The sequence below is a fragment of the uncultured Sphingomonas sp. genome, from assembly GCF_913774285.1.
Taxonomy (GTDB): Bacteria; Pseudomonadota; Alphaproteobacteria; order Sphingomonadales; family Sphingomonadaceae; genus Sphingomonas.
Genome location: NZ_CAJYHX010000026.1, coordinates 153,245 through 172,534, shown reverse-complemented (window position 1 = coordinate 172,534; position 19,290 = coordinate 153,245). Strand labels below are relative to the sequence as shown.

General features: G+C 67.8%; 23 protein-coding genes. 9 read left to right on the top strand and 14 right to left on the bottom strand.

The window, feature by feature from the left end:
- Position 1 precedes the first annotated feature (1 nt).
- The 5 genes from QZ670_RS13805 to QZ670_RS13785 form a co-directional block, all read right to left on the bottom strand.
- On the bottom strand, positions 2-826 hold the full coding sequence (locus QZ670_RS13805) for a hypothetical protein (protein WP_294256399.1): 825 nt from the start codon (positions 824-826) through the stop codon (positions 2-4).
- The gene (gene coaBC / locus QZ670_RS13800; protein ID WP_294256397.1) at positions 816-1,988 is read right to left on the bottom strand and encodes a bifunctional phosphopantothenoylcysteine decarboxylase/phosphopantothenate--cysteine ligase CoaBC; all 1,173 of its coding nucleotides are present in this window, start codon (positions 1,986-1,988) and stop codon (positions 816-818) included. The genes QZ670_RS13805 and coaBC overlap by 11 nt, the downstream gene beginning before the upstream one ends.
- Positions 1,985-3,103, bottom strand: a complete 1,119-nt coding sequence (locus tag QZ670_RS13795; protein WP_294256396.1) for a hypothetical protein — start codon at positions 3,101-3,103, stop codon at positions 1,985-1,987. Before QZ670_RS13795 ends, coaBC begins: the two co-directional genes overlap by 4 nt.
- Positions 3,100-4,632, bottom strand: a complete 1,533-nt coding sequence (ubiB, locus tag QZ670_RS13790) for a 2-polyprenylphenol 6-hydroxylase (RefSeq protein ID WP_294256395.1) — start codon at positions 4,630-4,632, stop codon at positions 3,100-3,102. Before ubiB ends, QZ670_RS13795 begins: the two co-directional genes overlap by 4 nt.
- 160 nt (positions 4,633-4,792) lie before the next feature.
- Positions 4,793-5,524: a class I SAM-dependent methyltransferase gene (locus QZ670_RS13785; RefSeq protein ID WP_064310145.1), complete on the bottom strand. Its 732-nt coding sequence runs from the start codon at positions 5,522-5,524 to the stop codon at positions 4,793-4,795.
- Positions 5,525-5,764: 240 nt separating this feature from the next.
- Here QZ670_RS13785 and mutM point away from each other — a divergent pair, with 240 nt between their 5' ends.
- The 6 genes from mutM (at position 5,765) to QZ670_RS13755 (ending at position 10,294) form a co-directional block, all read left to right on the top strand.
- Positions 5,765-6,574, top strand: coding sequence for a bifunctional DNA-formamidopyrimidine glycosylase/DNA-(apurinic or apyrimidinic site) lyase (gene mutM, locus QZ670_RS13780; protein ID WP_294256392.1), 810 nt, complete (start codon positions 5,765-5,767; stop codon positions 6,572-6,574).
- A 97-nt stretch (positions 6,575-6,671) separates the two neighbouring features.
- On the top strand, positions 6,672-6,935 hold the full coding sequence (gene rpsT / locus QZ670_RS13775; protein WP_125977229.1) for a 30S ribosomal protein S20: 264 nt from the start codon (positions 6,672-6,674) through the stop codon (positions 6,933-6,935).
- Positions 6,936-7,369: 434 nt separating this feature from the next.
- The gene (gene dnaA / locus QZ670_RS13770; protein ID WP_294256390.1) at positions 7,370-8,749 is read left to right on the top strand and encodes a chromosomal replication initiator protein DnaA; all 1,380 of its coding nucleotides are present in this window, start codon (positions 7,370-7,372) and stop codon (positions 8,747-8,749) included.
- Positions 8,746-9,237: a GNAT family N-acetyltransferase gene (locus tag QZ670_RS13765; RefSeq protein ID WP_294256389.1), complete on the top strand. Its 492-nt coding sequence runs from the start codon at positions 8,746-8,748 to the stop codon at positions 9,235-9,237. Before dnaA ends, QZ670_RS13765 begins: the two co-directional genes overlap by 4 nt.
- A gap of 102 nt (positions 9,238-9,339) precedes the next feature.
- Positions 9,340-9,732, top strand: coding sequence for a hypothetical protein (locus tag QZ670_RS13760; protein WP_294256387.1), 393 nt, complete (start codon positions 9,340-9,342; stop codon positions 9,730-9,732).
- A 70-nt stretch (positions 9,733-9,802) separates the two neighbouring features.
- Positions 9,803-10,294 (top strand): nucleoside deaminase, encoded by a 492-nt coding sequence (locus tag QZ670_RS13755; RefSeq protein WP_294256385.1) that lies wholly within the window; start codon positions 9,803-9,805, stop codon positions 10,292-10,294.
- Here the strand turns inward: QZ670_RS13755 and QZ670_RS13750 are convergent.
- From QZ670_RS13750 to flgC, 9 genes are all read right to left on the bottom strand, one after another.
- Entirely contained in the window at positions 10,291-10,608 is a 318-nt protein-coding gene (locus QZ670_RS13750; RefSeq protein WP_294256384.1) for a DUF3325 domain-containing protein, read from the bottom strand. The genes QZ670_RS13755 and QZ670_RS13750 overlap by 4 nt on opposite strands.
- Positions 10,605-12,095: a PepSY-associated TM helix domain-containing protein gene (locus tag QZ670_RS13745; RefSeq protein ID WP_294256382.1), complete on the bottom strand. Its 1,491-nt coding sequence runs from the start codon at positions 12,093-12,095 to the stop codon at positions 10,605-10,607. The genes QZ670_RS13750 and QZ670_RS13745 overlap by 4 nt, the downstream gene beginning before the upstream one ends.
- Entirely contained in the window at positions 12,092-12,391 is a 300-nt protein-coding gene (locus QZ670_RS13740) for a ketohydroxyglutarate aldolase (protein WP_294256381.1), read from the bottom strand. The genes QZ670_RS13745 and QZ670_RS13740 overlap by 4 nt, the downstream gene beginning before the upstream one ends.
- Before the next feature lie 8 nt (positions 12,392-12,399).
- Positions 12,400-14,490: a TonB-dependent siderophore receptor gene (locus QZ670_RS13735; protein WP_294256379.1), complete on the bottom strand. Its 2,091-nt coding sequence runs from the start codon at positions 14,488-14,490 to the stop codon at positions 12,400-12,402.
- A 101-nt stretch (positions 14,491-14,591) separates the two neighbouring features.
- Entirely contained in the window at positions 14,592-15,665 is a 1,074-nt protein-coding gene (gene flhB, locus QZ670_RS13730; RefSeq protein ID WP_294256378.1) for a flagellar biosynthesis protein FlhB, read from the bottom strand.
- Positions 15,665-16,423 (bottom strand): flagellar biosynthetic protein FliR, encoded by a 759-nt coding sequence (gene fliR / locus QZ670_RS13725; protein ID WP_294256377.1) that lies wholly within the window; start codon positions 16,421-16,423, stop codon positions 15,665-15,667. Before fliR ends, flhB begins: the two co-directional genes overlap by 1 nt.
- Positions 16,420-16,683, bottom strand: coding sequence for a flagellar biosynthetic protein FliQ (locus QZ670_RS13720; protein ID WP_294256376.1), 264 nt, complete (start codon positions 16,681-16,683; stop codon positions 16,420-16,422). The genes fliR and QZ670_RS13720 overlap by 4 nt, the downstream gene beginning before the upstream one ends.
- A gap of 17 nt (positions 16,684-16,700) precedes the next feature.
- Positions 16,701-17,024, bottom strand: a complete 324-nt coding sequence (locus QZ670_RS13715; protein WP_294256375.1) for a flagellar hook-basal body complex protein FliE — start codon at positions 17,022-17,024, stop codon at positions 16,701-16,703.
- Between the two features lie 12 nt (positions 17,025-17,036).
- Positions 17,037-17,444, bottom strand: coding sequence for a flagellar basal body rod protein FlgC (gene flgC, locus QZ670_RS13710; RefSeq protein WP_121075727.1), 408 nt, complete (start codon positions 17,442-17,444; stop codon positions 17,037-17,039).
- A 117-nt stretch (positions 17,445-17,561) separates the two neighbouring features.
- On the opposite strand from flgC, the gene QZ670_RS13705 reads away from it, so the two are divergent.
- The 3 genes from QZ670_RS13705 to fliP are packed head-to-tail and all read left to right on the top strand — an operon-like array spanning position 17,562 to position 19,214.
- On the top strand, positions 17,562-17,798 hold the full coding sequence (locus QZ670_RS13705) for a FliM/FliN family flagellar motor switch protein (RefSeq protein ID WP_121075729.1): 237 nt from the start codon (positions 17,562-17,564) through the stop codon (positions 17,796-17,798).
- Complete coding sequence (locus QZ670_RS13700; protein ID WP_294256372.1) at positions 17,798-18,466, top strand: flagellar biosynthetic protein FliO; 669 nt, start codon at positions 17,798-17,800, stop codon at positions 18,464-18,466. Before QZ670_RS13705 ends, QZ670_RS13700 begins: the two co-directional genes overlap by 1 nt.
- On the top strand, positions 18,459-19,214 hold the full coding sequence (gene fliP, locus QZ670_RS13695; protein WP_294256370.1) for a flagellar type III secretion system pore protein FliP: 756 nt from the start codon (positions 18,459-18,461) through the stop codon (positions 19,212-19,214). Before QZ670_RS13700 ends, fliP begins: the two co-directional genes overlap by 8 nt.
- Positions 19,215-19,290: the final 76 nt, after the last annotated feature.

The window sequence follows — 19,290 nt, the reverse complement described above, 5'->3', positions numbered from 1 at the left end:
GTCAGCCTTTCGTGGGAAGCGCGGTCGCCAGCCGGGTGGTTGCCGCCAGCACTTCGGGATCGTTGAGCAGATCATGTCCCCGTCCGGGGACGATCCGGAGATCGGTAGCGATGCCGCGAAGTGCAAGGGCCTCGGCATAGGCGCGCGACAGTGCCGGGGGCGTGATCTTGTCGTCGAGCCCGACGAGTACAGCAGCGCGCATGCCGGGCATCACCCCGCCTGCGGTCTTGAGCGGATCGAGGCTGGCCACCGGCGTCGCCCAGGCGGCGCCATGGCGCTGCTTCTGCATGCCCTTGCGCCATTCGGGCAGCGCGCAGGGGCAGCCGACCAGCACCATCGCATCGACCAGATCGGGGCGGATGCCGGCGATGTCCGCGGCGATCGCGGCCCCGCCCGAATCGCCGACCAGGATCAGTCGGGCGGAGGCGAAGCGACGGCGCAGGGTGCCGAGCGCTTCCGCGATCGCGTCGATCCGCTCCTGCGTATAGTCGTCGCCGAACCCCTGGCCCGCCTGGCCCGGGGAGCGATTGCCCGCCGCGTCGCCATAGCCGGGGCGGAGCAGGGCGACGGCGGCGCTGTTGGGGATGCTCTGGGTGGCGGCCTCGGCGAAGCGATAATGGTCGCTGCGGGTTTCCGGCCCGCCGTCGCCATGGAGGACGACAATCAGCGTGCGCACCGTGTCCGGTGCGGTCGCGCCGAAATTGCGCGCGTGCAGGTTGAGCGCGGGTTCGACCTTGGCGGCGGTGTGCGTCCTGGTGGCGACGGGCGCGGTGCAGCCGGCGAGCAGGGCCAAACCGGCAAGCGCCGGACAAAGCTTATAGCGCATCGGCGATCCGTTCGGCGAGGCGACGGGCGACGTCGGCCTTGGACGCGCGCTCCCAGCTTTCGACGCCTTCGGCGGTGACGAGATGGACGGCATTGGCTTCACCCCCCATCACATCGCCCGAAACATCGTTGGCGACAATCCAGTCCGCGTTCTTGCGCGTGCGTTTCGCGACGGCATGTTCGATCACTCGTTCGGTCTCCGCCGCAAAGCCCACCACGAGCCGCGGCCGGCGCGCGCTCTGCGCCAGTCCGGCGAGGATATCAGGATTCTGCGACAGGTGCAGCAGGGGCGCGGTGTCCCCCTTCTTCAGTTTCTGGGACGCCGCCTCGACATGCCAGTCGGCCACCGCCGCAACCATCACCGCGGCATCGGCGGGCAGGGCGCCATCGACCGCGGCCGCCATCTCGCGCGCGGTCTCCACGTCGACGCGGGTGACCCTCGCAGGCGTAGGCAGCGTCACCGGCCCGGCCACCAGCGTGACGCGCGCACCCAGCGCCGCGAGCGCGCCGGCAATGGCGAAGCCCTGCTTCCCCGAGGAGCGATTGGCGATGTAGCGCACCGGGTCAATCGGCTCGTGCGTCGGGCCCGCGGTGACGAGGACATGCTTGCCCGACAGTCGCGGTTCCACCGGCGAGAGCGCCTGCTGGATCGCGGCGAGGATCGCGTCGGGCTCGGGCAGGCGGCCGGGACCGTATTCGCCGCAGGCCATGGGCCCCTCGTCGGGCTCCAGCACGGTCACGCCGTCGGCGCGGAGCTGGGCCACGTTGCGGCGGGTGGCGGCGTGGCTCCACATCCGCACGTTCATCGCAGGTGCTGCGAGCACCGGCTTGTCGGTGGCGAGCAGCAGCGTGGTCGCCAGATCGCTGGCAATGCCGCCGGCCATGCGGGCGAGCAAATCGGCGGTAGCCGGCGCGACGACGACCAAGTCGGCCTGGCGGCTGAGCTGGATATGGCCCATCTCCGCCTCGTCCTTCAGGTCCCACAGCGTGGTGTAGACCTGGTTCTCGGACAGCGCCGCCAGCGTCATCGGCGTGACGAAATGCTGGCCGCCTTCGGTCAGCACGCAGGTGACGCCGATCCCCGCCTTGCGGCACAGGCGGACGAGTTCGCAGGCCTTGTAGGCGGCGATGCCCCCGCCGACGATGAGCAGGATGCGCTTCATGGCGTCACCGTTGTAACCGTGATCCGCCGCCGGTCCAGCGCACGGTGCCACAGGTCCGCCAGCGCATCGGGGACGAACACCAGCCCGACCAGCGCGGCGGGGGCGATCATCAGCGCCCAGTAGAAATTGTCGAGCCGCGCGAACAGCGAGATCACCGCGCCGTACGCGATCAGCAGCGCGAACATGCGCAGGCCAAGCGGCTCGTCCCAGCTGGCCCAGCCGAGCAGCGCCAGCACGATCAGCACCGCACCGATCAGCACCGGCAGCGTCTGGAGTGCGGTCGACGTGACCAGCGCGCGGAGGAAGAAGCCGGGGCCGTTAAACGCCGACCAGCCCGGCGATGCGGGATCGAGCGGTCCGGTCACCCCGGCCACGGCATGGGCATGCAGCGCCAGCACGCCGCCGAAGACCAGCAGCGCCACGCCCCAGCCCAGCGCCTCGCCACGCCGATCCTCGCCCCAGGCGAAGAGCAGCATCACGACCGCGTAGAGCGCCGCAGTCTCGCGGATCAGCATCGCGGCCAGGCCGAGCGCGATCGCCTCCAGCGCGCGGCTGGGGCGGCGCAAGGCCAGAGAAAGCGCAACGAGCAGCCCCGCCCAGACCTCATGGAACAACACCAGTCCCGGCTGGAAGAAGGCGAGCATTGAGACGGCGAGCAGCAGCATCATCACCGCACGCGGGAACAGCCCGGTGAGCGCGACACCGACGCGCGAGGCCCAAGCGAAGGCAGTCAGCGCGGCGAGCGCGAGCAGCAGGGCGATGCTCGCCCAGCCGGGGATCAGCGCCTGGAGCGCCGCCAGCGCGGGCAGCCGCATGGTGAAGAACGGCCGCAGCGGATAGCCGCCGGCACGCATCGCATCGCTCGCCGCGACATAATAGGTGTCGCCGCCCTTCATCGCCGCGACGACCCGCTCATACAGCCCGACATCGGTCATTCGATCGGCGGTGGCCTGGGCAGTGGCGCCATCGCCGATGAGCGACGGCACCGCCAGCGCGGTAAGCGCGGCGAGCACCAGCAGCAGCACCGCCAGCCAGGCCAGCCGCGCGCGACCCCGCGACAGGGCGGCAAAGCGGCTCGGCTGGAGGGTCCAGAGGCGGCGCGTGCGCCCGGTCATTTCAGCAGCAGCGTTCCGGCCACCCCGGCCAGCGCGGCGACGATGCTGACCAGCGCGTAGCGCCAGCCGCCGCCGACGCGCACGACCTGGATCTCGCGCAAGGGCGGCTCGGGCGGCGCGCCACCGGGGGCAGGGAAGCGCAGCTCGATGTTGCGCACCAGCTCCGGCAGGCGGGCGAGGGTGCGCAGGTCCTGGATCAGGCGATCGGCGACCTTGGCCTCGGGCCCAAGCTCGGTGCGGATCCATTCGCGGACGAACGGCGCCGAGACCTCCCACAGGTTGATGTCCGGATCGAGGCCGCGCGCGACGCCTTCCACCATCACCATCGTCTTCTGGAGCAGCAGCAGGTGCGGCTGCGTCATCATGTCGAAGTCGCGGGTGATCGAGAACAGGCCGTCGAGCATGCCGCCGATCGACATCTCCTTCACCGGCAGCCCGCGCATCGGCTCGCCGACCGCGCGGAGCGCCGTCGCGAACTCGGCGACATTGTGGTGGGCGGGAACATAGCCCGCCTCGAAATGGATTTCGGCGACGCGCTTATAGTCGCCGGTGAGCAGCCCATAGAGGATTTCAGCGAGCCACACGCGGGCGCGGCGGTCGATCCGGCCCATGATGCCGAAGTCGATCGCGGCGATGCGGCCGTCGGGCAGCGCGAACAGATTGCCCTGGTGCATGTCCGCATGGAAGAAACCCTCGGCGATCGCCTGGCGCAGGAACGCCTTGATCAGCTTGCCCGCAAGGCCCGGCATGTCGTGCCCGGCGCGGACCAGCGCCTCGCGGTCGCTGAGCTTAATGCCGTCGATCCACTCCAGCGTCAGCACCTTGCCGGTGGTGCGCTGCCAGTCGATCTGGGGAACCATGAAGTCCGGCTCGGCGGTCATGCCCTCGGCGAGCTCGGAGGCCGAGGCGGCCTCGCGGCGGAAGTCGAGCTCGCGCGCGGTCCAGCGCTTGAAACTTTCGATCACCAGGCGCGGGCGCAGGCGGCGCGCCTCGCCGCCATAGGCCTGGAGCTGGGCGGCGGCCCATTCATAGGTGTCGATGGCGCGGGCGAAATCGCTCTCGATGCCCGGGCGCAGCACCTTCACCGCGACGCGGCGGCCGTCGGTGGTCACCGCACGGTGTACCTGCGCGATCGAGGCTGCGCCGATCGGGGTTTCCTCCACTTCCGCAAACATCGCGGAGAGCGGGCGCCCAAAGCTGGTTTCGATCCGCTCGCGGATGATGTCGAAGGGGACGGGCGGAAGCGCGTCCTGCAACCGTAGCAGGTCTTGCGCGGCGGTCTCGCCGACGAGATCGGGACGGGTGGCGAGCGTCTGGCCGAGCTTGATCGCGGCGGGACCGATTGCCTGGAAGGCATCTGCATAGGCAGGGACCGCCGGCACGCGCGCGCCCAGCCGGGCAATGCGGGCAACGCGGCGCACCGGATGCGGGGTGTTCGCGTCGCGCTCGATGCCGCGCAGCGCGCCGTGGCGCGCGAGGATGCGGCCCCATTTGAGCAGGCGCCAGAGGTGGACGGCGGGGGCGGTCATGCCGAGATCCTCCCCGGCACGGGGAGGGGGACCAAGCCGCAACGCGGCTTGGTGGAGGGGGCTGTCCACGGGCGAGTCCGGTGGGGCGATCCCCCTCCACCACGCGCTGACGCGCGCGGTCCCCCTCCCCGTGCCGGGGAGGATCGAACGGGGTCTGCCATCAAATCTTCCAGCCGCTGTGGATCGCGACGAGCCCGCCGAGCAGCGGCTCCACCTTGGTCTGCCGGAAGCCTGCCTCGGCGATCATCCGCTCGAAGCTCGGCATGTCGGGGAAGCGGCGGATCGATTCGATCAGGTAGCGATAGCTGTCCTCGTCCTGCGCGAGCAGCTTGCCCAGCTTGGGCACCAGCTTGTGCGAATAGGCATCGTAGATCTCGGCGAAGCCCGGCCACTGGGTGGTCGAGAATTCCAGCACGAAGAAGCGGCCGCCGCGCTTCAGCACGCGGTGCGCCTCGCGGAGTGCCTTGGGGATGTCGGTCACGTTCCGGATGCCGAATGCGATCGTATAGGCGTCGAAGAAGCGATCGGGGAATTGCAGCGTCTCGGCATTGGCCTCGGTCCACACCAGCCCGTCGATGCCGCGCTGGGCGGCGCGCTCGACGCCGACGCTCAGCATTTCCGGGTTGATGTCGGCGACCGTGATCGCGGCGCCGCTCTCCGCCATACGGAAGGCGATGTCGCCGGTGCCGCCGGCCATGTCGAGGATGTGCTCGCCCGCGCGCGGCTTCACCCGGCGGACGAAGCGATCTTTCCACAGCCGGTGCATGCCGCCCGACATCGCGTCGTTCATCAGGTCGTATTTGCTGGCGACATTCGAGAACACCTCGCCGACGCGGCGGGTCTTGTCCTCAGGGGCGACGTCTTCGTAACCGAAGGAGACGGTATCGGGCATGGGGGTGCCTTAGCCGCAGGCGACGGCCAAACCAAGAGGGCTGAGGGGCCATTCTAGATCCTCCCCGGCACGGGGAGGGGGACCATTCGCGCCAGCGAATGGTGCAGGGGGTTCTACACGAGCTGGTCCGGTTTGGCGGCCCCCCCCTCCACCACGCGGCTGCGCCGCGCGGTCCCCTCCCCGTGCCGGGAAGGATCTTGGGGTGACATTCTGCCTGCCACTTCCTAGCTGTACGGCCAGATGCCTGAGCTTCCCGAAGTAGAAACCACCGTTCGCGGCCTCGCCCCCGTGCTGGAAGGCCAGCGGATCGAGCGCGTGCTGCTGAATCGCGCGGACCTGCGGCGCCCGTTCCCGGTCGATCTCGGCCAGCGGCTGACCGGGGCGACCGTCACCGGCCTGTCCCGCCGCGCGAAATATGGCCTTATATATACGGACCGGGCGGACACGCTGGTCTTCCACCTCGGCATGTCCGGCCGCTGGCGGATCGATCCTTCGGAGCTGGGCAAGCACGACCATGTCGTGATCGAGACGGCGCGGCACCGGCTGGCGCTCAACGATCCCCGGCGATTCGGTTCGATGGATCTGGTGCCCACGTCCGAACTGGCGGAATGGCCGGCCTTCAAGGCACTCGGACCGGAACCCTTGGGGCCGGACTTCACCGCGGCGCATCTGGTGGCGGCCTTCGCCGACCGAATCGCCCCGGTGAAGGCGCTGCTGCTCGACCAGCGAATCGTCGCCGGACTCGGCAATATCTATGTGTGCGAGGCGCTGTTCCTGTCGGGCATCGCGCCGACGAAGCCCGCGGGGGCGATCAGCAGGGCGAAGCTCGAGAAACTGGTCGATTCGGTGCGCGAGGTGCTGGAGGCGGCGATTCGCGCCGGTGGGTCCACCTTGCGCGACTATGCCCGTCCGGACGGCGAGCTGGGCTATTTCGCCAAGGAATGGCGGGTCTATGGGCGGGAAGGGGAGCCCTGCTCTTGCGGCCGCCTCGTGCAGCGTCGCGTGGATTCGGGGCGCTCCACCTTCTATTGTGGCAAATGCCAGCGCTGAAAGGATTGACCCGAATCGCTACAGCCGATAAAGGGCCCGTCTTTCCGGCGTGGGCTCGCTTCCGCGCCTCACCCATTTCGAGCAGGAACAAGACCGAATGGCGAATACGCCGCAAGCGAAGAAGCGCATCCGTCGCAACGACCGCCGCGCCGAAATCAACGGTGCACGCGTTGGCCGCATCCGTACCTTCATCAAGAAGGTCGAAGCTGCGCTGACCGCAGGCGACAAGGCCGCTGCCACCGAAGCGCTCGCCGCTGCGCAGCCGGAAATCGCACGGGGCGTCGCCAAGGGCGTGCTCCACAAGAACACGGCAGCGCGCAAGTTCTCGCGCCTCAACAAGCGTCTTCAAGCGCTCGCCTAACCGTAACTATTCGGTAACGAAAAGCCCTGCCGGACTCTGTCCGGCGGGGTTTTTCGCGTCTGTGCTCCCGAAAAATGGTTAAAATTTGAGCAATGCAGGTGAATCGCGCAAATCCACGAGTCGTACTGATTCGGTCGCCAGCGACTCTCGCTTTACCATGTTAACTGTCGGTAATAGTTCAAGAATTTCGGCACCCCCACGGTTTTCCTAGGGGTTCGGGCTGTCAACAAAACTATTTCAGAAAGTTTACATGGCAGGCCCTTGCTCGACTCAGTTCGAGCTTCCTACAACGAACCTCCCGGCCACGCTGCTGGTCGGGGACAACGAGTTCATCGCGCGTCTCCGGGGGCATGACCGGCTGCGATGAGCCTCATGATCGACAATGGTTTTGGAACGCGGGAATCGTCATTCCCGCGAAGGAAGGGTGCGTCACAGTGACTCAGGTTCAACCGCTGGAACGTGAGGAAGGCCGCGACGTCGCCAAGGCTTGGGCGCATGTGCGCACCAACCTGCGCCGCTCGGCCGGCCAGCGGCTGTTCGACCAGTGGCTGAAGCCCGTGGTCCTGATCGAGGGCAGCGATTCGCACGCCGTGCGTCTCGGCCTGCCGTCCCCGTTCCTCACCCAGTGGGTGAAGAATCACTATGCCGAGCGCCTGCTGCTCGAATTCCGCGCGGTGCTGCCGAACGTGCGCACCGTCACGCTGGAGACGCTGCAGGATGCCGAGCAGCGCGTGCTCAGCGCCGAGCCGGCGCCCGCGCCGCGCAAGGAAACGCTGGTTGAGCCGGCCGAGCGCCCGGCCTTCGATCCGCGCTTCACCTTCGACCGGTTCGTGGTGAGCACGACGAACCGCGTCGCCTTCAACGCAGCGCGTACCGTCGCGCAGCCGGGCGTGCCGATGTTCAGCCCGCTCTACCTCCATGCCGGCACCGGCCAGGGCAAGACGCACCTGATGCACGCGATCGGCCACGCCTTCCTCGAGGCGAATCCGGGCGCGACCGCGATCTATTCGACCGGCGAGCGCTTCATGTTCGAGTTCGTCCAGGCGCTGCGCAACAAGGATACGCTGGCGTTCAAGACCCGGCTGCGTTCTGTCGACCTGCTGATGATTGACGATCTCCAGTTCATCGGCGGCAAGGACGCGACCCAGGAAGAATTCTTCCACACGGTCAACGAGTTCATGAGCGCCGGCAAGCGGCTGGTGATCGCTGCCGACCGCGCCCCCCAGGCGCTGGAAGGCTTCGAGCCGCGCCTCGTCGGCCGCCTTGGCGCCGGGCTGGTCGCGGACATCAAGCCCGCCGAGCTGGACCTTCGCCGCGCGATCGTCGAGCGCAAGCTGAAGGACATGCCGGCGGTCGATATGCCGGCCGAGGTCGCCGACCTGCTGGCGGCGCGAATCACCACCAACGTCCGCGAGCTCGAAGGCGCGCTCAACCGTCTGGTCGCCTATGCCAGCCTGTCGAACGAATCGATCACCATCGATTTCGCGACCAGCGTGCTCGGCGAAGTGCTCCGCACCAGCCAGCGCCGCATCACGATCGACGAGATCCAGCGCGCGGTCTCGACTCATTTCGAGGTGAAGCAGCTCGACCTGATTTCGGCCCGCCGCGCGGTGGCGATCGCACGCCCGCGCCAGATCGCGATGTACCTCGCCAAGCGGCTGACCACGCGCTCACTGCCCGAGATCGGCCGCAAGTTCGGCAACCGCGACCACTCGACGGTGATCCATGCGGTCAAGCGGATCGAGGATCTGCGCAGCAAGGATGTCGAGATCGACGGCGCGGTCCGCGCGCTGATGCGCACCCTGGAGGGGTGAGTCCGGCGATTCGCCCAGCCGCGCCGGAGAACGGCGCGGCGATCTGGGCAATCCTGGAGCCGGTGATTCGCGCCGGCGAGACCTATGCACTAGATCGCGACATGCCGCGCGACGAGGCGCTGGCGTATTGGCTGGGGCCCGATCGCGCGAGCTTCGTCGCGGAGGCGGAAGGGCAGGTGCTGGGCACCTATTATCTCCGCGCAAATCAGGCGGGCGGGGGCGCGCATGTTGCCAATTGCGGCTATGCGACCCACCCGGCCGCGCGCGGCCGCGGCGTCGCGCGCGCCATGGCCGAGCACAGCTTCGCTGAGGCGCGGGCGCGCGGGTTTCGCGCGATGCAGTTCAACTTCGTGGTCAGCAGCAACGCGCCCGCCGTGCGGCTGTGGCAGGCGCTGGGCTTCGAAACGGTGGGCCGGGTACCCGATGCGTTCGACGATCCGGCACGTGGATTCGTCGATGCACTCGTGCTGCATCGGCGGCTTCGCTAGCAGAAAAACCACGGGGCGTTCGATAATTGCGCCCGTTCGTGGAGGGCGCACGTGCTCGTTTCCAAGTTGCCGCTTAGCATCGGATGGACATAGGAGTCCCCGATGCTGCTCTCTCTATTGACGGTTGCGAGCCTCTCCACTGTTGCTGCGTTGCCGACAGGCATGCAGCAAGCGGGGCAGTGCTGGTTTGACGCGATGTCCGAAGCGCAGAAGCGCGACCTCGTCTACGGCTACATACAGGTCAAGAGGACGCGCGGGGATGTGGCTGCCGCTGCCTGGGCGAAGCAGCAGCGGGCGGCCTATGTGGCCGCGGCAGAGAAGACGGAGGCTTGCCGCACGGCCGACAAGGCTCGGGTCCCCGAGCAGGAGGCCCGTGGGGACGCAGCGACCAAGAAGGACGATCAATCCTGCAAGCGCCTCGAGCTGGAAAATGTGAACGTGCCTAATCCCGGCGGTTCGATGGGCTATGCGCTGATCCTCGTCTGCAAGGACTGAGCACTTCCCCTTGGGGCTGGCGGCGAACGCCGTCCTTGCGCGTTGCGCTCTCGATAGGGAGCCGGACGATATGATAGCGAACGACGAACAGTGGATGCGGATGGCGATCGAAGTGGCGCGGTCGAAAGGATCGGATCCCTCCACCTCACCGCTCGGCTGCGTCATCGTGCTCGACGGCAAGGTGCTCGCGGCCGAGCGCAACCAGACGCATGAGCTGCCCGACGCCACCGCCCATGCCGAGATGATGGCGATCCGCCGCGCCTGCGAGAGCACCGGCGAACTCGAGCTGCGCGGGGCGACGCTCTACTCGACGCTGCAGCCCTGCGGGATGTGCACCATGGCCTCGATCTGGTCGAAGGTGGGGCGGGTGGTGTACGGCGCCGGGCGCGAGGACGTGCATGCGATGTATTTCGAGGCGAAGCATGTCGATACGCTGAGCTTCATCGGCGATGCCTATCGCGACGACATCGTGATCGAGGGCGGCTGCCTCGCCGCGGAATGCGCGACGCTCTATTATCCTCCCGATGCCGAGCTGCCGGTGGAGGAACAGGCCAACCTCTAGCGGAGCAGCCCCGCGAGGATGGCGAGCGCGCCCAGTACGGCCGCACCGCGCGCGAGGCGGACGTCATAGGTCAGGCCCAGCAGGACGAGCGCGGCGCTGAAAGGCAGTACGCCGCCCCAGGTCACCAGGGCGAGCGGCCAGTCGGATGTGGTGAGGCTGGCGGCGAGCGCTGCCAGCAGCAGCGCCCATCCGGCGATCCGCAACCGCGCGGCCGGCACCCGGCGTTCCCATGCCCCCAGCAGCGCCGGCGCGTGGCGGGGCATGGCTGCGGCGAGCGCAAACATGCCGAGCAGCGTCAGGCCTGCGGCAATCATGCGAGCTGCTCGCGGGTTCGGCGGCGTGCCGGGGCAGGACGGGGGCGCCACTGGCGCAGGCTCAGCCAGCCGAAGCCGACGGCGGTGGCCAGCAGGGTGAGGCTAACGCTCGTCTGCACGCTGTTCGCAAAGGCGCCGCCGGGAAGCGCGGCTGCCACGCAACCGAGCGCGAGGAGTGTCAGCAGCAGCGGCCAGCTCCGTTTTGGTGCGAGCACGGCACCGATCGCCAGCGACGCAGCAACGCTCCACAGCGCGACCGAGACCTCGGCACCTGCGCGATCGGCCATGCCCAGCGGCAGCGCCCGGTTGGCCAGCAGAAAGGCGACGCAGCCGATCGGCACGCCCGCCAGCACGCCGGCGTTGAGCCGTTCGACGATGCGGTTGCCGAGGCTCAGCGGCGCGCGTTCGCGGCGCTTGACCACCCACAGCACCATCCCACTCGCTACCGCCAGCGTCAGCATCGCGCCGCAGAGGAAGTAGAGCCAGCGCGTCGCCAGTGGCGCGAAGCGGGCGAGGTGGAGGCCATAGGCTACGCCGTAGGTCTGCAATGCCGGGCGGTTCTCGGTGAAGTCGGCGAGAACGCGGCCGGTGGTGCCGTCGAAGCTCACCGCGCCTGCGGCATAGGCGATCTGGCGTGCATCGTCGCGGAACATGGTCACCGTCGCGGCAGCATCGCCGGGATGTTCGACCGTCACCCGACCGACCGGCCTGCCCAGCCGCCGCTCGGCCTCCGCCAGCATCGGTGCGAGGGGCGCGAGCGGCGCTGGCTTGCCTGCGGCGGGGCGGTCGACATGGCCGGGCTGGAAGGCCTGGAACATCGCCGCCGTGTCCTTCCCGTAATTGGCGCTGATCACCCAGGGCATGTTGAGGGTCGCCAGCGTCAGCAGGCCGGTGAAGCTGATCATGAGGTGAAAGGGCAGCGCCAGCACGCCCACCGCATTATGCCCGTCCAGCCAGGAGCGCTGGCCCTTGGCGGGGCGGAAGGTGAAGAAATCCTTGAAGATCCGCCGATGCGCGATGATCCCGGTGATCAGGCCGAGCAGCAGCACCATCGCGGCGAGCGAGGCGAGCAGCCGGCCCCAGGGGAAGGGCAGCTGCAGCTCGAAATGAAGCCGGTAGAAGAATTCGCCGCCCAGCGTCTCGCGCGGGGCGGGCGCGCCGGAGACGGGGTCGAGCGCGCGATAGACGAAGCCGGTGCCGGGATCATAGGTCGCCTCGGTCGTGTTCATCCGGTCGTTGGGCAGGGTGAGGTACCAGCCGAACGATTTGGGCGCGTTCTTGCCGAGCCATGCGCCGGCGGCGGTTAGCGCGGTGGCGCGGTCGGCCGTCGCGACGGTCTCAGGGCGCATCCAGCGGCCGATCTCGGGCTTGAACACGCTGAGCGTGCCGCCCAGGCACATCACGAACAGCACCCAGCCGAGCAGCAGCCCGGTCCAGCCGTGCAGCCACGCCATCGCCTGGCGCGCGCCGTCGCGCACCACGCTCATGCCGCGGGCATCCCGGCCGCCCAGGCAATGCCCGCGAGCAGCGCGGCGGCGGCAAGAATGCCGCCCAGCGCGCGCAAGGGCCCGGGGGCGAGAAAGGCCCAGATCGTCGCCACCGGCGCGACGAGGAAGGCAAGCATCGTCGCCGGCACGATCGCCTCGAGCCGGGGGAGGGGCAGGGTGCGCGCCGCCGCCGCGGCGAAGCACGCCGCGACCAGATAGGCGCCGAGGCTGCCGGCCACCGCGCGCGTCGCGATGTTCGCCCGGTAGCCCCAGCCTCTGCGGAGATGCGCCCCCATGCCCTGCCTCAGTAACTGAAGGTGATGCTGCCGAGCACGTTGCGCGGCGCGGCGTAGAAGGCCTGGCCCCACATCACGCTGCCCAGATACGTGCTGTCGGTCACGTTGCGCACGTTGATCGCGGCGCGGACATGATCGACCAGGCGGATGCTCGCCATCAGATCAAGCACCGCATAGTCGTTCTGCGTGACGGTGAAGTCCGGGCTGCGGATCTTGTTCTGCCAGCGCAGCTGGGCGCCCATCTTGAGGTCGCGCAGTTCGGGCACGGTGTAGGTGGTCGCGAGCTTGAGGCTCTTGGTCGGGATGAACACGCGCGCCGCCTTGCCGGCATCGTCCTCGACCTCGAGGCCCGTATAGCCGCCGCTGATCGTCCAGTTGTCGGTCACCTTGCCCGCCAGCTCGATCTCGAAGCCGCGCGAGGTGGTGTCGAGGCCGCTGTAATAGCTGGAACCCGGCTGGCCGGGATCGCCGGGTCCGAAGGTGCCGGCGAAGGTCGCGAGGTTCTTCTGCTTGGCGCGGAACAGCGAGGCGGTGGCGTAGAGCCGGCCGCCGAACCATTCGGTCTTGAACCCGCCCTCGATGCTGGTGCCGGTCACCGGGGCGAGCCGGCGGCCGCGGGCGTCCACCTCGATCTGCGGATTGAAGATGTCGGTATAGCTTGCGTAGACCGAGATGTTCTTGGTCAGGTCGTAGGTAAGCCCGGCATAGGGGCTGACGCGGCTGTTCTTGCGATACTGGTCGGCGCCGTAGGAATATCCGCTCGACTTGAGCCAGGTCGCGCTGCCGCCGACCACCGCCTTCAGCCGATCGGTGACGTTGAGATGCGCGGCGCCGTACGCGCGGGTCACCTCGGTGCGGCTGTCGGCCTCCAGCGTGATGGGCAAGGTGCCCGGATCGGCGATCACCGCGCTGGAGAGGTTCGGCACCGCGGGATAGGCGACATAGCTCTTGCCGCTGCCTTGCCATTGGCGGTTGTCGAGCCGGCCGGTCGAGACGCCGAAAGACAGCTGGTGCTCGCGGCCGAACAGGTGCAGCGGGCCCGATGCGGTGAGGTCGCCGAGATACTGGTCGGTCTCGGACGGATAGGCGCCGACCTGGCCCTGAATGCCGAGCCCGGTCGCCTTGTCCGGCGCGCCGAAGGCATAAAGCAGCCGCGCCTGCTGCTTGTTGTTGGCATAGGTGAACACGCCCTTGGCCTGCCAGCCCCTGCCCAGATCATAGGCGAGCTCGCCGAAGGCGCGCTGGTCCGTGGTGTCCCAATAGGTCCAGGGCGCCGAGGTGGTCGCCGAGCGCGCATAGGGGATGCGGCTGCCATCGGTATAGGTTAGCGGCAGCGCGCCCCACAGCACGCCGTCGGCATCATTGTCCTGGCGGCTGTAGCCAATCGTGGCGGTGAGCTGCGGCGTCACCTTCCACTCGGCGATCAGGCCGTACACGTTGCGGTTGACGTGGTTGTAGTCGAGATAGCTGTCGCGCTGCTCGTGCGCATAGACGGCGCGGACGCCGACCGTATCGGTGACCGGTACCGATACGTCGGCCTCGCCGCGCCAGCGGTTCCACGAGCCCGCCTGTGCGGTGGCGGTCGCCTGCAGCGTGTCGGTGGGGCGCTTGCGAACATAGTTGATCGTGGCGGACGGGTTGCCCACGCCGGTCATCAGCGCATTGGCGCCGCGGATCGCCTCCACCCGGTCGAACAGCGCGGTGTCTAGGTCGCCATATTGGATGCCATAGGGCAGCGGCAGGCCGATGCCGTCGACCTGGAAGCTGGTGATGTCGAAGCCGCGCGAGTTGTAATAGGTCCGGTCGCTCTCGACGCGCTCGACATTGATGCCGACAGTCTGGTCGAGCAGGTCGTTGATGTTGGTGAGCTGGAAATCCTCGATCCGGGTACGGTCGATGACCGTGATTGACTGCGGCGTCTCGCGCGGGGTGAGCGTCAGGCCGGTGGCGCTGCGCGAGGGCTGGGTGGCGATGCCGGTGACGACGATCTGGCTCTGCTGGTCGTCGTTGTCGGCCGCGCCGTCCGGGCCCGCGATGGCAACGCCCGGCAGGACGATCAGCGCGGTAGTGAGCAAGGCGGTGCGAAGCGACAGGTGCATGATCCGGCAAATCCCTTTGGGTCTCGTTCTCTGGCCGAGCCTTTAGGGATGCCGTGTATTGCGAGTCAATCGCATTATCAAATTTGTCGTCGGAATCGCCCTCAGCGCAGGCCGCGCGCGATCCGCAGGACGTAGCTGATTACCTCGGCCACCGCAGCATAATGCTCCACCGGGATCGGCTGGTCGAGTTCGGCGCTGGCATAGAGCGCTCGGGCTAGGGGGCGGTTCTCGACGAGCGGGATGTTGTGCTCGGTCGCGATCTCGCGGATCTTGAGCGCGATCGTGTCGACGCCCTTGGCCACCACCACCGGCGCGCCCATGCTGCCATGGTCGTACTGGAGCGCGATGGCGTAGTGGGTCGGGTTGGTGATGACGACGCTGGCCTTGGGGACGTTGGACATCATCCGGCTGCGCGAGCGCTGCATCTGCATGCTGCGGATCTTGGCCTTGATCTTGGGATCGCCCTCGCTCTGCTTGTACTCGTCCTTCACTTCCTGAAGGCTCATGCGCATGCGCTTCATGAACGAGCGGCGCTGCCAGACAAAGTCGAACAGCGCGAGCGCGCCGACCAGCGTCGCGATCGGGCGGAGCATCGAATGGACGATATCGCTCGCTGCCGCGCCGGTATCGACCAGGTCGGCGCCGACCAGCCGGTCGATCGTCGCGGCATGCGGCCAGGCGATCGCCGCGCCGATGCCGCCGACGAGGCAGAGCTTGGCGAAGGTCTTGAGGAACTCCACCATGGCCTGCTTGCCGAACAGGCGCTTGGCGCCGTTCATCGGATTGAGCTTGTTCCACTTGGGCTTGACGCGCGACCAGCTGATCATCGGCCGGCCCTGGAGCACGCCGCCCAGGATCGCGAAGCCGAACAGCGCGGCGAGGATCGGCGCGAGCGTGGTACCCACCGCGCCGAACAGGCCGGTGGCGAAGCTCTGCGCGCCGTCGGGCTCCATCCGGAAATCGTCGGCGCCGCCCCACAGGCGGACGAACAGATTGCCCATCTGCTGGACCGTGTAGGTGCCGAGGCCGCCCATCACCACCAGCGCCGCGACGAACATGACAGCGTGGCGCATTTCCGGCGCCATCGGCACGTCGCCGCGCTTTCGCGCGTCCTCGAGCTTCTTGTCGGTAGGTTCCTGGGTCTTGTCGTCCGAATCGTCGCCGCCGCCCGCCATCACCAGCCCTTTTGCAGCACGTCGCCCATGGTCTGGGCGAAGAAGGTGAGCATGGTGCCGAGGGTGGTGATCATCAGCGCGATGCCGAGCAGCAGATTGAGCGGCTGGGCGATGAAGAAGACCTGGATCGCCGGCGCGACGCGGGCGGCGAGGCCGAGCGCCACGTTGAAGACGATGCCGTAGACGAGGAAGGGGGCGGCAAGGCTGATGCCCAGCGTCATCGATCGCCCTATCGCCTCGACCGCCAGCTCGGCGAAATCGTGCATCGGCGGCATGCCGCCGATCGGGAAGGTCTGGTAGCTATGGACGATCGCACCCAGCCACAGGTGATGCACCTGCATGCCCATGCACACCAGCGCAGCGACGATGCCAACCATCTTGGACAGGATCGGCGCCTGGCCGGACTGCGAGGGATCGAAGATCACCGCCGAGGACAGGCCGACCTGGAGGCTCATCAGCGAGCCTGCCATCGAGATGGCGAAGAACAGGATCTTGACGATCATCCCCATGGCGAGCCCGGTGATCAGCTCGGTCACCAGGATCGCGGGGAGCACGGCGCCGGCCTGCACCGCGGCGCGGGCCGGTTCGCCGATCAGGCCGTAGAGCGCGAACGACATGGCGAAGGCGATGAACAGGCGGATGCGGCCGGGGATCGCGTCCTCGCCGAAGACGGGAAGCAGCATCAGCACCGCCCCGACCCGCGCGAAGACGATGAAGAAGGCCGAAACCTGCAGCGCGAGATCGGGGGGGACGATCATCCGTGGATGATCATGTCGCTGATCTTGGCCATGAACTGGCCAAGCGCCTGCCCGATCGTGGGCAGCATGAGCAGGAACACCAGCCCCATCGCGACCAGCTTGGGCACGAAGGTGAGGGTGGTTTCCTGGATCTGGGTGAGGGCCTGGAGCAGGCCGACGAACACGCCGACGATCAGCGACGTCAGCAGCAGCGGCCCGACAACGGTGAGAATCAGCATCAGCGCGGATTCGGTGAGGCCGATCAGTTGCGCGGGCGTCATGTCGCGGCGTGCCTTCGTCAGATCTGCATGCGCATGATGTCGGAATACGCGCCGACCACGCGGTCGCGCACTGCGACCATGGTGTCGAGCGCAGTTTCGGCCGCGCCGATCGCGGTGACGACGTCGATCAGGTCGCCCTTGCCCGCAACCTGCTTCGCCGAGGCTGTCTCCGCGGTGCGCAGCTTGTCGGCGGTGCCGCCGACGAGGTTCTCGACCATCGCGCCGAAGCCCGATTGCTGGTCACCGCCGTTGTCGTTGCCGCCGGCCGCCTTGCTGAGGGTGTTGCCGATCGACGCGGCGCGGCCATAGGCCTTGCTGGCGTCCAATGCTCCGATGGACATGATCCGAATTCCTTACTTGAGCAGATCGATGGTGCGCATCGTCAGGCTCTTGGCCGCTTCGATGGCGTTGAGATTGGCTTCGTAGCTGCGCTGCGCAGCCTTCATGTCGGCGGTCTCGATCAGGCCGTTGACGTTGGGACGCAGCACATAGCCCTGCGCATCCGCCGCCGGGTGACCCGGCTGATAGACCTTTACGAAATCCGACTGGTCGTTCTGGATCGACTTCACCTTCACGCCGGTGCCGCCATTGGCGCGGTCTACCGCGGCCTGGAAGCTCACGACCTTGCGGCGATAGGGATTGCCGCCCGGGGTATCGGCGACCGAATCCTGGTTCGCGAGATTTTCCGCGATGGTGCGCATCCGCAGCGACTGCGCGCGCAGACCCGAGGCGGAAACGCCCAGCGAAGCATCCAAATCCATTGTTGATCCTCCACGAGGCCTGAAAGCGGCCCACGCCATCATTGTAGGCAAATTTTGCCGGGCTGGGCGCCGGGGGCGGAAAAAAGGTTCCTATAAGTCAGGGGGAAAGGGAGACGCATGTCCGTACTCGATGGAATCATGATCGAAATGTCGGTGGTGCTCGGTTCGACCGAAGTGCCGGTCCGGCAGATCCTGCAGATGAGCCGCGGGGCGATGATCCCGCTGGATTGCGGGCAGGACGATCCCAGCATGGTCTATGTCAATGGCGAGCTGGTCGCGCTGGGCCGCATCCTCGTCGACGGCGAAGTCATGTCGCTCGAAATTTCCGAACTCGTAAAGAAGTCGCGCCACTAATGGATCTGCTGTCGATGCTGCGTACGCTGGGCGCGCTGGGCCTGGTGCTGGGGATGCTGGCAACGGCATTGTGGTTTGTTCGCCGCTATGATCTGAAGCTGCCGGGCCGCGTGACCGGTGGGGGACGCAAGCGGGTGGAACTGGTCGAGCGGCTGGCGGTGGACGCCAAGCGCTCGGTCGCGCTGATCCGCCGCGATGGCTGCGAGCACCTGATCTTCATCGGCCCCGAGGGCCATGCCACGATCGAGACCGGCATCGTCGCGCCGCCGCAGCCGGTGGCCGAAGCCACCGCGGCTGCAGCCGAGGGTGCTGCCAAGATCGAGGATGATCTGGCGGTGCTCAAGGCGGGCGTGGCCAAGCTGGCCGGCAAGCTCGACTTCAAGGCGATGGTGGATCGGGTGCGCCCGGACGCGTCCCCGGCGGCCGAGGTCGTGCCGGAAACGCCGGTGGAAGAGGCACCCGTCGTCGCCGCCGCCGAGCCTGCGCAGAGCCTGCCCATGGCAGCGAACGACGCCGAGCCCGCCGCCGATACTGAGCAGGCGGAAGAGGTCGCCGCCGAGGCGGCACCGCGAGCCCGCAAGACTCGGGCGACGCCCTCGCGCACGCGTATTCCGCGCGACACCACGCGCTGGAACAAGCGCGCCGTGCGTGAGGCTCTTAATGCGTAAACTACTTGCCGCGGCCGCACTGCTGATCGTGCTGCCGGTCGCGGCGCACGCGCAGGCCGTTGCGCCCGCCGCCCAGGCGGCGGCGCAGGGCGCGACCATCAGCATCGGCGGCGAGGGGCCGCTTTCGGCCAAGGCCATCCAGCTGGTGCTGATGCTGACCGTGCTCAGCCTGGCCCCGGGCCTGCTGATGACGGTGACCAGCTTCACCCGCATGGTGGTGGCGCTGTCGCTGCTGCGCACCGGCATCGGCACGCCCGGCGTGCCGCCGAACCCGGTGATCATCAGCCTGGCGCTGTTCCTCAGCTTCTTCGTGATGGCGCCGACCTTCGAGAAGGCGTGGAACGAGGGCGTCGATCCCTATACCAAGGGCAAGCTGACCGAGGTTGCCGCGTTCGAGAAGACCACCGAGCCCTTCCGCCAGTTCATGCTCGGCCAGGTGCGCGACAGCGATCTGAAGCTGTTCGCGGACCTCGCCAACAAGAAGATCGCAACCCGTGCCGAGACGCCGCTGACCACGCTGGCGCCGGCCTTCATGATCTCCGAACTGCGCCGCGCGTTCGAGATCGGCTTCTTGCTGCTGCTGCCGTTCCTGGTGATCGACCTGGCGGTATCCGCGGTGCTGATGGCGATGGGCATGATGATGCTGCCGCCGACGACGATCGCGCTGCCGATGAAGATCATTTTCTTCGTGCTGGTCGATGGCTGGGCGCTGGTCGCCGGCTCGCTGGTGAAGAGCTTCACGCACTGAGCATATGCCCTCCCGCGAGGGGGAGGGCCTTACATTCTCCCCTCCCGCTTGCGGGAGGGGTAGGGGGAGGGTGTGT